At 35.0% G+C, this 14,787-nt stretch carries 11 protein-coding genes and 1 tRNA gene; 3 read left to right on the top strand and 9 right to left on the bottom strand.

Annotated elements, in window-relative coordinates; genetic code table 11:
- The first annotated feature begins 57 nt into the window (after positions 1-57).
- The 3 genes from clpX (at position 58) to MKJ01_RS10560 (ending at position 2,802) form a co-directional block, all read left to right on the top strand.
- Positions 58-1,245 (top strand): ATP-dependent Clp protease ATP-binding subunit ClpX, encoded by a 1,188-nt coding sequence (gene clpX / locus MKJ01_RS10570; RefSeq protein ID WP_241614016.1) that lies wholly within the window; start codon positions 58-60, stop codon positions 1,243-1,245.
- A gap of 152 nt (positions 1,246-1,397) precedes the next feature.
- Entirely contained in the window at positions 1,398-2,684 is a 1,287-nt protein-coding gene (locus MKJ01_RS10565) for a peroxiredoxin (RefSeq protein WP_241614017.1), read from the top strand.
- 44 nt (positions 2,685-2,728) lie between these two features.
- Positions 2,729-2,802, top strand: a tRNA-Met gene (locus tag MKJ01_RS10560).
- 108 nt (positions 2,803-2,910) lie between these two features.
- Here MKJ01_RS10560 and MKJ01_RS10555 read toward each other — a convergent pair.
- The 9 genes from MKJ01_RS10555 to MKJ01_RS10515 form a co-directional block, all read right to left on the bottom strand.
- Complete coding sequence (locus MKJ01_RS10555; RefSeq protein WP_241614018.1) at positions 2,911-3,264, bottom strand: DUF4280 domain-containing protein; 354 nt, start codon at positions 3,262-3,264, stop codon at positions 2,911-2,913.
- 122 nt (positions 3,265-3,386) lie between these two features.
- Positions 3,387-3,980 carry a hypothetical protein gene (locus tag MKJ01_RS10550; protein WP_241614019.1) on the bottom strand — a complete coding sequence of 198 codons (594 nt, stop codon included), beginning with the start codon at positions 3,978-3,980 and terminating at the stop codon, positions 3,387-3,389.
- Positions 3,981-3,995: 15 nt separating this feature from the next.
- Positions 3,996-7,271, bottom strand: a complete 3,276-nt coding sequence (locus MKJ01_RS18955; protein WP_241614020.1) for a phage baseplate assembly protein V — start codon at positions 7,269-7,271, stop codon at positions 3,996-3,998.
- A 231-nt stretch (positions 7,272-7,502) separates the two neighbouring features.
- Positions 7,503-8,801 (bottom strand): HlyD family secretion protein, encoded by a 1,299-nt coding sequence (locus MKJ01_RS10540; RefSeq protein ID WP_241614021.1) that lies wholly within the window; start codon positions 8,799-8,801, stop codon positions 7,503-7,505.
- A gap of 62 nt (positions 8,802-8,863) precedes the next feature.
- Positions 8,864-9,070: a hypothetical protein gene (locus tag MKJ01_RS10535; protein WP_241614022.1), complete on the bottom strand. Its 207-nt coding sequence runs from the start codon at positions 9,068-9,070 to the stop codon at positions 8,864-8,866.
- Positions 9,071-9,118: 48 nt separating this feature from the next.
- Positions 9,119-11,311 carry a peptidase domain-containing ABC transporter gene (locus tag MKJ01_RS10530; RefSeq protein ID WP_241614023.1) on the bottom strand — a complete coding sequence of 731 codons (2,193 nt, stop codon included), beginning with the start codon at positions 11,309-11,311 and terminating at the stop codon, positions 9,119-9,121.
- Positions 11,312-11,443: 132 nt separating this feature from the next.
- Complete coding sequence (locus MKJ01_RS10525) at positions 11,444-11,701, bottom strand: hypothetical protein (RefSeq protein ID WP_241614024.1); 258 nt, start codon at positions 11,699-11,701, stop codon at positions 11,444-11,446.
- A gap of 97 nt (positions 11,702-11,798) precedes the next feature.
- The gene (locus tag MKJ01_RS10520) at positions 11,799-13,304 is read right to left on the bottom strand and encodes a vitamin K epoxide reductase family protein (RefSeq protein ID WP_241614025.1); all 1,506 of its coding nucleotides are present in this window, start codon (positions 13,302-13,304) and stop codon (positions 11,799-11,801) included.
- A gap of 515 nt (positions 13,305-13,819) precedes the next feature.
- The gene (locus tag MKJ01_RS10515) at positions 13,820-14,779 is read right to left on the bottom strand and encodes a DUF3810 domain-containing protein (protein ID WP_241614026.1); all 960 of its coding nucleotides are present in this window, start codon (positions 14,777-14,779) and stop codon (positions 13,820-13,822) included.
- Between the last annotated feature and the right edge of the window lie 8 nt (positions 14,780-14,787).

The following is a 14,787-nucleotide window of genomic DNA, read 5'->3' as shown; positions in this document are numbered from 1 at the left end:
AGAAACTCGTAAACAAACTTTACGAGTTTCTATATCTTATATATTATAGATAAAAAAATGAATTCAAACCAATGTTCTTTCTGCGGAAGAAAGAGAAATGAAGTTCAGATGCTGATTTCCGGTCAAAACGGTTTCATTTGTGAAAACTGTATTGAGCAGGCCCATGCCATTGTAAAAGACAGCAGTTCGGAATCCGGATATTCCCCCGCGGAAAATATAGATGAACTTAAAAAACCTAAACAGATAAAGGAATTCCTTGACCAGTATGTGATCGGGCAGGACCAGGCAAAAAAACAGCTGTCGATCGCAGTATACAACCATTATAAAAGACTGCTTCATGCGAAGGATGAAAACAGGGAAGTAGAGCTGGAGAAGTCAAATATAATCATGATCGGTGAAACCGGAACAGGAAAAACCTTACTGGCCAAAACCATTGCAAGGGAACTTAATGTTCCGTTCTGTATTGTGGATGCAACTATTTTAACGGAGGCCGGTTACGTAGGAGAAGATGTGGAAAGTATTCTTTCCAGGCTGTTGATGGTAGCAGATTATGACGTGGAAAAGGCAGAAAGAGGAATTGTATTTATTGATGAGATCGATAAAATTGCAAGAAAATCTGATAACCCAAGTATTACGAGAGACGTTTCCGGAGAAGGGGTACAGCAGGGATTGCTGAAATTGCTTGAAGGCAGTATTGTCAATGTTCCGCCTCAGGGAGGAAGAAAGCATCCGGACCAGAAATATATTCAGGTCAATACGCAGAACATCCTATTTATTGCCGGAGGTGCTTTTGACGGGATCAAGGAAATTATTGAAAGAAGAATGAATAAGCAGGCCATCGGCTTCAGTTCGGAGAAAATTAATAAAACCGGCGAGGATGAATATATACTTACCAATATCAATGCGATAGACCTTAGGTCATTCGGTTTGATTCCTGAACTTTTAGGAAGATTTCCCATCATCACGTATCTTGAGAAACTGACCAAAGAAACGATGGTAAGAATTATGACGGAGCCTAAAAATTCCATTGTCAATCAGTTTATTGAGCTTTTTAAAATGGATGGAACCAACCTTGTCTTTACAGAAGGATCTATTGAAAAAATCGTAGAGGAAACCATGGAAAAAGGTTTAGGGGCAAGAGGTTTGAGAGGAACAACAGAAAAGGTTCTTGAAGACTATATGTTTTCAATAGGTGAAGACAAAGAGATTATCTTGTCTGAAGAAAATATGTTTATCAGTAAATAAATATTTATTTCACTAAAACAGTATATTGATTAGATACTATTGCTTTTATTCTGATTATTTTATTAAAAAGAACACATGCGGAAAAGTATAAAATTTTATTAAAATAACATTGAACTCTCTGATTAGTCAGGGAGTTTTTTTATTTTTACGATATGAAAAAGATTTTTACATTATCAGCTTTCCTGGCTGTATTTTCATTGCAGGCACAGTTTACTGTCACTATCCAGGCACCTGCCGATTTCAAAGACCCCGATGCAATTCTCTATACATTAAATGGTTCCAAAGATATTATTTTCTCAAAAGAGCAAAGTAAGAACAATACATGGACTTTTAAGTATCCTAAGAATTATATGGGGATGATGAAAGTTTATTTTCCGGGATCTAATAATACCTTCAATTTTATCTCTGAAAATAAAAATGTCAATGTTAAGCTGGAAACACAGGCTAATAAAATAAAGAATATCATTTATTTGGATGAAGCGAATAATCTGATGAACGGTCTTCAGGAAGGATCACAGAAAAAAGAACTTATCCTTCCGGCTCTTTCCCAAATTAAAGAATATTATAAAGACAATACAGAATTCGGCAAAGCTTTAATAAATGAAATAAACAGGCTGTCAGGGAATTCACATGGAATTGATCAGGTACAGCATCCGTTTATTTATTATTATAATACCAATTACAGCAAATTCCTTTCTAACGATGCTTCCAAAAAAGTAAGTCAGGATGACATCATCAGTTTTATCGATAAGTCCAATGACATGCTTGAAACTTCATCTCTGCTGAGACCTGTTTTAGTATCCTACCTTAATACAGGGGGCAATACCAATGTAGCGGGCTCTGTGGATAAACTTCTGGACAAGCTGAAAGTTGAAACGCCAAGAGGACAGACGGTGCTTTCTGAACTGATCGACATTTTTGATGTATACGATATGCAGGAATTTAAAGATAAATATCTTGGACTTGCAAAAAACTTAAAATGCACCATTACGGATAGGCTGGCTACAACCCTGAAATCCAATGCCAATGTTGAAATGGGTGCTGTATTTCCTAATTATAAGTTCCAGGCACCTGTAAACACTACGGCAAAAACCCTTCATGATGTTAAAGCTGATAAGAAAATTATCGTATTCTGGTCTTCTACCTGCTCACACTGTGAAACTGAGCTTCCGCAGTTATTAGCAAAATATAATGATTTAAAAGCTAAAAATATCCAGGTGGTTGGTCTTTCCCTGGATGTTGATAAAGATTCTTATTCCAAAAAAATCAGTGCTTTTCCCTGGGTAAATGATTCTGAACTTAGAGGATGGAACAGCAGTTATGCGGATACTTATAATGTTCATGCAACTCCAACGTATTTTATTTTGGATGCTAACAATAAGATAATCAGCAAACCCGAGCATGTAGGCGATGTTTTAGAATATTTTAAGCTAAAATAATTTTGGTGATGTGTAAATATTTTCTATATTTGCACCACCAAAACGGCGAGGTAGCTCAGTTGGTTAGAGCGCAGGATTCATAACCCTGAGGTCACGGGTTCAATTCCCGTCTTCGCTACAATATTAAACCGCAACTAATTGATTTCAATAGTTGCGGTTTTTAATTTTATGATAAGTCTTTTTATATAAAACCGAGATCTTAGAATCAGCATCAAATCCGCCCCTATTAAGAAATGTTATGTTCTTCATCATGTCCTTTTTGAGCAATTTCGATTTTACCTCCTATTGCACACATACAAAATGAATCTTCTGTAAGAATTTTGTAATTATTAATAGTGTCTTTTTCTGTTGTTTTTTGCCAGATTATTGGAGCAGGAATGCATGGTAAGTAACCTCCCGAAGTAGGCTTTAATTTACATTGTCCAAAAGGTTTTATATTGGTATTTGCCTGTTTATCCTGTTCCGTAGCAATATGCTTTCCTTCAGCCGTAGAGAAGTTCTGGCTAGTAACACTTAAATTACTTGGTGTTGTTCCTTGGCTGCATGATAATTGAGCGGTATGTGTGATCTTCTGCGGCATTTCGTCGTTATTTATGTGTAAATATATATTCTCTGCTTTTCTTTTGCTAATCTTTTTTATAGCCTAACAATTGGGCATTTATATATTTGCGAGTGTAAGTTTGTATAATAATTGGTTATCACTTAATTATTAATAAATGGTACTTTCTTTCTCGTTATTTCTTTGCCGTCTTTACCGTTCAGAATTATTTCCTGAATTTGATCTGCTGTAATTTGATGTGAAATCTGCCATGCATATTTATTTTCATAGTTTATTTTCAATACTCTTGTCTGGTATCCAGAATCTTTATATCCTTTTGAAAGATTAATTTTATTTAATTCACAATATGCAATAATATCCTGGTAAGTAAATGCATAATTTTCATCTGTATTTTCTTCTTTTATTAGTTTCCCTGATTGATCAAAATAATACCATATACCGATAGGTGCTCCTTCATTAAAGGCAACTCCTTTATTCTGAATTTTTTTTGTGGGATAAAAATTTTTGATAATTGAAAAATAAGAGTCTTCATTATATTTTACTTCTCCAAAACCAATTTTTGCTGAAGTATATATAATGCGATTTTTACCATTTATTTCATCCGCTCTACCATTCTCTATTTTTTTTGTTATGGTTTCAGATTCTTTATTTACTGTCGGGATCATAATTTTACTGTTTTTTTGAGAATGACATTGTGTGAATATACTAAACAAGGTCAAGATTAATATTTTTTTCATACGATTATTATTTTATTATACAGAAGAATTTGCTTGTTTCCATTGCCAATGCCATAATGCGCATCTTTTATTGTTATTGTCAGGATGATGAGAGTAGTCCAAAAGATTATCAGTCATTTTATATTCATAAGTGAAACTACCACTGTTATCAAATGTATGAGGTAAGTTGAATGAGTGAAGAAACTCGTGAGCAGCAGTTTGATTATTTTTACTTTTGAAAACCACAACATAATCTGCATGAAATCGCGAGTATCCGGAAATATGTCCACCGCCAGAGCTATATCCGTTTTCTTCAAAATAAAATGCTTTAAAATGGCTGCCATATTTACCTGGAAAATCCCTTTCTAATTTAATTTTAAGATAATCATGTAATTGATGAGATCCACTAATTTTACTTGGGTCTACCTCGTTACTGGTTACAAAATTTATGAAATCAGTTTCAGCAGTAAGATCAAGCTCGACAATATCAGAATTGTCAGATAAATTAATGTAGGCCTGTAATAAATAATTATTAATTCTATCTTTTTCGTCATTAACAACAGGTACTTTTATAGTAGATGTAGGAGACAGTTTGGTTTTAATTTTTACAAATACAACATTTTTATTTTTCTGTTTTGAAGAATCATTAGCCCAAACTTTAAGTTTTCCTGCAGGTAGTTTTTCTTCTGTTCCAGCTATATTTTTTTTTATTGAATTAATAATAAGAGTTTGATCAGATGAAAATTCCCTAAGGCATTCTATGGTAATGTGATCAGCAAAAACGTGTTTCCCTTTCCCTTTTCCTTTTACATTAATTTCTTTTGGCGTAATTGTAAAATATTGATTGTCTTCAAAACGCAATACATCAGGCTCTTCTTCGATATCAATTATAATACTTATAACTGCTGTGGTATTTGGTCTGAATGGAGCAGGTGTTTTAGAACCTTCCAGAGAATCATCAAAAGGTACAGGTGCTTGAAAAGGCGGGTAAATGGCTAACCATGAACAAAAATATTCATCGGGAATTATTTTGCCGGCAGAATCTTTTAAATCGGCGCCAGACGAATCTTTTTTAGTTTTCCATGGAATGATATGAGCACTGTATTCTGATTTAAGAGCTGCATATTTTGCAGGATCTTTTTTAAACGAACCTTTATAATAATTACCATCAGTAACTAATGTAGTAAATGTGGCATCAGTGTATTGTTTAGAAATAATTGTTTCATAATCTATATCTCCGAAATCGGCAGTTCCTCCATTAATAAGAGAAGTATCTCCTTTTCTCATATAATCAAAACCGTACCCTAAACCTTTCCAATCTTTTTTCGGTCGGAAATGGACAATGCATTTTGCTGTTATCTCTAAGGGAACCGTTTCATAATTCAGCGGACTGTTAGTCTGATTATTTCCCTGCTTGCCATGTATATCAACGATACCTTTACTATTAACAATAGTGCTTTCATCAGAATGCATGAATAATTTCTTTGTTCCGGATACATTCGTTTCTGGCGCTTCAATTTTGATCTCATTTTCTGAGTTAAAGATTGCCTTCCCTGACTGAGTATGAAATAATTCAGATACTATCTGCAGCATAATGGGAGTATTTACCAATGTTTTCTGAAGATAATTCATTAACGCAGTATTTCCTACTGTTGAAGTCATATTATTGGCAACATTGATGTCTAAATTATTGTTGGCATTAATCTCAACATCTGTAGCATTCATTGTTATTTTATTTGGTGCGGTAACATTAATGTTTCCGTGTCCGTCCATAAAATAAATATTACCACTTGGGTCTTCAATGGTTACGCTTCTTTCTGCATCGTTCATTAAAACTTTGATTCCGCTACGGGTTTGTATGGATTTAAGATGATTGTCAGCACCTCCACCCAAACCAACCTTTCCATGAAACATTCCTCCCATTGCGAAAGGGAAATCTGGATTATGATATTCAAAACCTATCATAACCTGGTCTCCAATTTCAGGGATAGCCACAAATCCTCTGTTCTGGCTCACCGCATCTGTTCCTCCAGCATCTGGACTCATCATTCTGATAAAGTGAGTGGTGTCATTTAACTGCCAGTCGAACTGTACCTGTATTCTTCCCTGATTGAGAGGATCAACATTAGAAATAACAGTTGCAACCTGCGGTTCTGCTTTTGGCAGTACGAAATCAGGCTTAGGCATAAAACCTGTTCCCTCTGCTATCGCTTCAAAACTTCCTCTATAATAACCTCTGGCATCTACTTCGTGAGTGGCTTCTGTAATCATAAGCGTAGTAAAATGTGCAGTGTGATTACTGTTAGGTTTTCTCATAGACAATTCGGCAACACATCCCGTATGAAGAAAAGGAACTGAAGTATTTCCTGATACGGTAAAAACTTCTACAGAAGCACTTCCTCTTGCGCTCTTCTGTGAATTATCCACATCAAGAGCCATATTGGAATTAATCGGAGCCGGGATTAGCGATCGTGTTTTAAAAATGTCGTCATTAAGTTCATAAGACTTTGATGATAAGTCTCCTACATGCTTGATACTATTATCTGAACCTAGCATTTTTGAATGACTACTGCTGTTATATCCAAAATATTGAGGCTTGATATGCACAGCTTTCAATTCTATTGCTATATCATCAACATTACTGCCGTCAATAAGCTGAATAGGTTTCTCGCAGGATGGGAGTTTTCCGAAATGTAATAGGTAACCGTCATAATAGAACTGCTCTCCATAGGCTTCTGCGATTCTTGCAAGATAATTATAGTGGGTTTCGCAATATTGGGCACTATAATTAATGAAGCTTTTATTCTGAGTATCTATTCTAAAATCAAACTTACCTGTTCCTAATGTCTCTTTAATAATGCGGTCAGCAATAATAGAGGTATTCACAGTCTGGCTGCCCCCGAAACTCTGGGTGTGTGGCGCAGAATCCATCAGGATGGTAGGGCTCTTTCCTTTCAGTACAACATTTCCTAAACTCATTTTTTCCTGACTAAATGCCACTTTTGTAATCACACCGACGAATGTGCGTTCGGGGCTTTCATTCTCAGCGTCTTTATATCTAAAAGTAACGGTCAGGCGTTTTCCCAAAAATTGTCTGGCCTCTTCCAGATTATGATTTTGTGCTTCTCCTAAAGAATCATGAGCTAAAGTAAGTTCAAAGTGATGATGTCTTCTTGCACTTTGTTGGAGAAGGAAGTATTTAAAATGGCTGATGAGTTTTCCATTAATTACAATATCAAGTTTTACCACACGGTTGATTCCTGAAATATGATTTTCCGAAATCCGGTCAGAATTGGAGATGCTTTTTTTCATAATTTCGTGTGTATTTTTATATTATCTCACTAAAGATAGATAAAAAATAGTATTGAAATTTATAATCATAATAAAATCTTTGGATTTGTAGTAATACTACTACAGATTGATTATTAATCTATTGTATCAACATATAATACTAATATGTAAGTTGTTAACATGTCAAACTCAATCAGAGTAAATATAAAACCACCTCTTATGAAGATGGTTTATATATAAATTAATGTGTTATCAGCTTTGATATCCCAGAAGTTTCCTCATTTGATAGAAGAACCTTTCGATGAGCCTTAAATCCTGAGTGACAATTTCTGCACTGCCTTTGAGTTCCTTGTCAAAAGTCAGATTTTTGTTATAAGACGTTTTCAGGCCTTTCGGTAGAATTACATCGACGTAATAATTTCCATCTTTATCCGGAGAAAGCGAGATATTCTGCACTTTTCCTTCCACAATTCCATATTCCTGATAGCGATAATTGTCCAATTTGATTAACACCTTTTCTCCTGCCACGATCTTCCCCGAATTGGTAGCCGGAACAGACATTCTGCCAACCAGTTTATCCCTATCTTTGGGTAAAATTGATAAAATAGCATCTCCGGCCTTTATAAACTGGTTCTCTCCAAAGAACTGCTGGAAACTTGCCACACCATTTGTATTGGAAACAATAAGATAGCTCTGCTCCCACTGCTTTAAGGATTTTCTCAACTGCTCAAACAACTGTAATGTCTGAGAAGAATAGTTGATTTTATCTTTTTCCGTATTGATAGCAGTTCCGCTTTTTGTTTTGTTAACATTGGAAATACTTTCTTCGATCTGAGAAAGGGAAAGGGTAATATTTTCCAGATTCTGTTGAGCCTGGATATACTTTATTTTTTCAGTTTCCAGTTCCACAGCTGCAATCACTCCCTGGCTGTACAATTCCTGGGAACGCTGGTAGCTTTTCCTGGTAAGATCATATTTTGCCTGTTCCAGGGTTTTTTGCTGTTTTAAAGTGGCAATCCTTACTCTGTATTCCGAAAGGCTTTGATTAGCCGCAACGTTTTCCGGAGCGTATGGCTGAAGTCTTGTAAACAGGGCTTCATCCTGAAATGCCTTGGCGAAGCTGTTGTAATCTCCCTGTAGCTCACCCAATTTAAAATGGGAGGTTTCAGATAAAGGAAAAGAAGACAGTTGATTGGGATTAATGGAATCAATAATTTTTTTAAGAGCTAAAATATCTTGGTAATTACCCGTAGACTGCATGACCATCAGGACTTCATTTTTTTTAACCTGCTGATGATTTTTGATAAATATTTTTTCAATTTTGGAATTGGTTCTTGCCTCCAGTTTTTCCGGCGGATTTTGTGAGGTGACCACAATAGGAGCCGGAATAAATTCCGGATACTTAATTACATAGCTCATCATAAGGATGAGAATGAGAATTAAAAATATAATGGTATTCCCCCAGCGGATCATCCAGTGCGGAGGTTGGGTAAGGATATCCTGAACGCTTTCTGAACGTAGCTCTATGTTATCTAAAATGTCTTTTTCCATATACTTAAAAACTCAATCACCTTCACCATTGAAAATGATTGAGCAGGTTCTAAAAATAATCTTTACAATGGTAATGTGTAATCACATTTGGGATCGTTGCCTTCCTCTACACCCGGAATTACTTCTCCACCCGGACAATATCGGTTACAGGCATTCCACTGCTTAACGTTATTAATGTAACAGAAACAATTACACGGGAATGCCGGAATTGGACCTGCTCCATATACTTCTTTTAAATTTCTTCTTTCAATTTTTCTTAAATTTTTCATAACTGTAAGATTTTGAGTTGGTTATTTAAATTTAATAAAAAATATCAATTAATTTCCTAATTCTAACTGATTTTTTACCAGTCTGTAATATTCACCTTTCAGTGCTACCAGTTCAGCATGGTTTCCTTCTTCCACCACTTTGCCTTTATCAAGAACAATGATCTTATCAGCATGCTTGACTGTAGAAAGCCGGTGTGCGATAACAATGGCCGTTTTGCCTTTGAAAAACTGTTCAAGGTTTTCCATAATTACTTTTTCATTGTTGGCATCCAGAGCAGAGGTGGCCTCATCAAAGAAAATATATTCCGGAGATTTATAAACGGCTCTCGCAATAAACAACCTTTGTTTTTGGCCGCCGCTTACTCCCAATCCTTCATTCCCGATTTTTGTGTTGTAACTTAGTGGTAATTCTTCAATGAAATCTTTAATGTTGGCGATTTCAACAGCTCTTCTCAGTTTATTTTTATCCACATAATCTTCGCCTATTGCAATATTATTGGCTATCGTATCATTAAATACATACCCTTCCTGCATCACAACACCGCAGTGATCTCTCCAGAATCTGGGCGAAATGTTTTTAAGTTTTGTATTCCCAAGTTTAATATCTCCTTCTGTCGGTTCGTAAAACTTCATCAGCAGTTTTAGCAGGGTCGTTTTTCCGCTTCCGCTGGATCCTACAATAGCCGTAGTTTTCTGATAAGGAATGGTAAGGGTTAAATTTTCAAATACATATGTGTCTGATCCGATATACCGGAATGAAAGATTTTCTACTTCAATATCTTTTTGAGGAAGGTCTTGTGCATATTGCTCATCTTTGCTTTCTTCGTCTTCTTTATCGTGAATTTCTCCCAATCGCTCAAGGGAGATCTTGGCATCCTGAGTCTGTTTTATAAAATCAATAAGCTGCAACAAAGGGCTGTTCAACTGTCCGATAATATATTGAACGGAAAGCATCATCCCCAAAGTTAAATTTCCGCTGAGAACAAGTTTTGCAGAAAGGAAACTTACCAGGATATCCTTCATCTGGTTGATAAAGTTTCCTCCCACAGACTGCCATTGTTCCAGAGATAACGATTTAATTCTGATTTTAAATAATTTTACCTGCAGGAATTCCCAGTCCCAGCGTTTCTGCTTTTCGGCATTGTGCATTTTGATCTCCTGCATTCCGTTGATCAGTTCAATCACTTTACTCTGCTCTTGTGAAACCTGCGAGAACCTTTTATAGTCAAGCTCCTTCCTTTTTCCAAGAAAAAAGCTGATCCACCCGATATATGCGGCAGCTCCTACCAGATAAACAATAAACAACCTGTAATCATAGAGTAAAAGTACAATACTAAAGATAATGAGATTAACCAATGAGAAGAGCGTGTTCAGAGATGAACTCGTTAGAAGCTGCTCTATTCTGTGATGGTCGTTGATTCGCTGCATAATATCCCCCGTCATCCGCGTATCAAAAAAACTGATCGGAAGCTTCATTAATTTGATAAAGAAATCGGAAATAATGGAGATGTTGATCCTTGCCGAAAGATGCAGTAAGATCCAGCTCCTGATAACTTCGATTCCCATTCTGCCGATAAAAAGCATAATTTGTGCTAACAGAACAAGATAAATGAAATTGAGATCCTGGTTCTGGATGCCGACATCGACAATACTTTGGGTAAGAAAAGGAAAAATAAGCGATAATAAACTTCCCGCTAAAAGTCCTATGGCAAGCTGAACAACAAGTGATTTGTATTTCAGCAGATATTTTGACAAGAAGCTGAAGCTGGCCTTACTTTCCTGGTCATCAAATTCAGACTGGAAAAAGGCAGGGGTTGTTTCTAAAATGAGAACAATTCCTTCCTCTGTTTTTTCATCTGCATTTTCACCGATCCAAAGTTTGATGAATTCTTCCCGTGAATACGTAATTAAGCCGTAGCCAGGATCCGAAACATATATTTTATTAGTCTTGTCTATTTTGTATACTACAACAAAATGGTTTTTATTCCAGTGCACGATACATGGGAAAGGAACTTCATCAGCAAGAGTCTCAAAATTAATCTGAACACCCAGCGAACGGAATCCCAGATCTTCGGCGGCATCACTCAAGCCAAGCAGACTGCTTCCTTCACGGGTAGTTTCCGAAAGGTTACGGATTTGTTGTAAGGAAATGCTCTTCCCGTAATGTTTACTTACGATGCGAAGGCAGGTGGGGCCGCAGTCTTTGGAGTCGGGCTGGCGGTAGAAAGGAAAGGATTTCAATAATATATCTTTTATTTATAAACAAGCTGCTACCGAATGGGTGGCAACTTGTTCATCTTTAATTAGTAATTGTCTTGTTATTCTATCAAATACAATGTCTCGACATTACTTTAATTTTTCAATTAAATTCTACTAAACATTTTGGCAGCCTGCCGGAAAAGGGTGAACAGGAGACATGCTGCATGGCATAACATTTGTGGCACCGCTTGGAATATCTCCCATAAATCCACTTTGCCATGGTACGATGCCAGTACTTCCCATGGTTATATTTGGATCTTTGTAACAGTAGATGATATTATAACATGTTGTTCCTCCTCCATCAATGATAATTTTTTTTCCACCATCAATTTTTTTTAATTCTACTCGTGATAACTTTTTTAAATTTTTCATAATACAAGTTGCTTAATAAATTCCTACTCTTTAGCTTTTCGGATTCCGCTTGGTTTTTCCTAATGTAGTGAATATTATCTTTCAAAAATTATTTTCATTAAATATCTTCATCTTCCGTCAATTCATCAATAAAATAATAAATATCTTCACGGTCATACTTGTCAGGAAACTGATACCCGTTAATTAAAATGATCGGTGTAAAGTTAAGACCGGCATTCCTGTTTTCTGAAGACACATTAATTAAAGGAGTAAGGTTTTCGTTGGCTGAAGTAATGCCTGCTTTTTGTCGTATTTTGTCTTCGTCCCTGGTTTCATACCAATACTCTACAAAATGTAAAAATTCCTTAGCTGATTTGTTTTTGTAAACATACATAAAGTCAGAGATCAGGTTGGTTAATTTTTCATTTTTCTGGTCCGGAGAATAATTGAACCTCATCTGAACAGAAATATTATTCGGATATCTCTCCAACAAATTTTCCATGATTTTATGGGCATCTTTACAAAACCCGCAATATGGATTTGAAACAATGGAAAGACGAAGTTTTGCATCCTGGTTTCCAACAAAAAAGGTTTCATTGTCGGTAAAGTTTACTTTTTCATTTTCAAGAAGCTCTCTTTTAAAAAGATCATAATTTCTTTTAAATCTTAAATTTTTTGCATTTGATTTTTGCAGGTTTTCTTTCTGTTCAAGTGTATGGGTTAAATACAAAACTAAAGAGAAAGCAGCAACCCATAAAATAAGGCTCAACAAGGCAATTTTTATATCGAAATACATGTTTTCGAAAAGAAATATACCGATAAATAATTGAGTCACTAAAACGGAAATAATTAAAAGGCATACGCGACAGAACGTTTTTTCTACAAAACCCTGGATATATACCGAATAACCGATTGCAATAAGCGAAACTAATGTAAATCCTTTAATGATAAAAGAGGTTGCCGGCAAAAACAACCCCAGAACAGTAAGCCCGATAAAATAAATTAAAGAAAAATCTGAGAATTTCAATCCGAAAATACTCGTTTTATCCTGGCTGATAATCTTATTACATGAATTTACATTTTGATTTCCTGCCGTATCCCCGCAAATACTTCCGATAACTGCAGAGGTATTCCCGAATTTCTGATTGAAAATTTCTAAAGAGATATAGACTCCAGCCAATGAAAGTATATTGAATGCAGCCTCATACCATTGCAGAGTTAGAAGTGAGTACACTAAAACTATTGCAAAAACAGAATATATAAAAGGTTTATAGCTAGTAACCGTATGATTCTCTGTTTTTTCTTTTTCAAATAACAGCACGAAATCTGTGGATTTTTGGTGCAATTCCTCTTTACCTAATGTTTTTGCTTTATCTGAATAAACAGAATATTGGTTACCTGTTTTTTTTACCAAAGAAAAAGAATTGTCTACAATTGCAATGAATTCTTCCGGAAGTTCATCCCAATATTCTTTATCCAGTTCATATGCATCGTTCCTTACGCCCATGAAATTAAGTGTATCACTAAAAGCTAATGCTGAAGGATAATTGGGATGCGAATTGAACTGAAACAGGAACTCTTGTTTGTCAAGTTTAAGATAGTTGATGAGTTTATCCAAAAGCATATTATTTTTTTAACTAAAATACGCAGATGTTTGAAAAAAACAAATATTTTTTTTCTATTTAAAGTGATTTATGATTTTTATTTAAACTATTGTAACAAAATTATCTAAGAGGTAATATATAATAGGATGAATTATAGTATTATAAACAATAGTTTTGTTTTTTAAACTTGATTTAATATTTATAAAACCCTATTTCTAACTTCGATTCATTTTATTTCAAACAAACGATTGATCCATGATAATTTTATTAATACTTTATTAGAGTTATATTATTTTGCCTAAATTTTAACTAATTAATAATCAGTAAAAAAATACTGGGATACAGAGGAATTTTATTTCTAACTTAAAAGTCTTAAAATTTTCTTAAAATTCTATAAATGTTAAGAAATAGTTTTTTTTTCTTAAAATATATTGTATTTTTACAACGCCTTGAATGAGGGAACAAATCAAGGTAATAAATTTTTTTTCATCATTTGTGTTTTTAGAATCGTATCTTTTGGTGCGATTCTTTTATTTTAGTCCTTTTCATAATTCATAAGAAGATCTATAAAATAAGAATAGGTAATTGAACCTTCCTGTTGGTTGCTCTGCAGAAAAAGATTATTGGTGAATCCAAAAAAATCATCTACCCAACCTTGATGTTTTAAGATAAATGACTTCTCGTATGATCTGTCTTTTTTCATTTGGGGAGAATAGTTGTTTAGAATACCTTTCACAAATTCAGGATCTTTATCAGCAATAAAATTCAAAAGGCTTTTCAAAGTAAAATATTCAGTGCTATAGCGAAGGTCATAATTATCAGAACGGGTGCCTATCAGATAACCTATGAAATTGGCTTCTTGTTCCCTGGCAAAACCTAATTGATGCGAACTCTCATGGGCAGAAGTAAACGGAATTAATGTATCGGGCAATTGAGGGTTGAATTGAGACTCTGCAGTAAAAGGGTTATAATATCCCAGGATGCCGGTGTAGCTCATGATATTTCTGAAAAGGCTTGGCTTAAATGAATTAATTTCCGGAGCTTCTTTGTGGGTGATATTTTTGGGAAGCCGGTTCTGCTGAAAAAGAATCTCTTCCTGAACAGACTTCAGGTCAGTAATAATAAAAACCCCATGATGATCTTCATGGACAAGCTTTCTTGTTGCTTTACATTTTTCAAGATATTTCAAAGCTAAGGTCTTAGCTCGTTCGATGCTCGGTTTGTTTTGAGCAGGCAGCTTTTTAATAATCGGAGTCTGAAAATACAGCATGCCCCAACATACCTGATAGATGAAATAAATACAATTAAAAAGGACAAGAAGCTTCAGTAAACTCCTGTTTCTGGTTTTCTTTTTAAAACATTTTACTATAAGATAAATAAGGATAATTCCCAGCAGTATATAAAAAATATCTCCGGAAGAGAAGGGAATCCATGAGAATATTTTTTGATGAACAGCTTTCTGAATCTCAAAGAAATGTTCAAAAAAAGAAATCATTATCACTG

This window comes from Chryseobacterium sp. SSA4.19, from assembly GCF_022601875.1.
GTDB lineage: Bacteria > Bacteroidota > Bacteroidia > Flavobacteriales > Weeksellaceae > Chryseobacterium.
The sequence above is the reverse complement of the archived record's forward strand: the minus strand, read 5'-3'. Positions and strand labels throughout refer to the sequence as shown.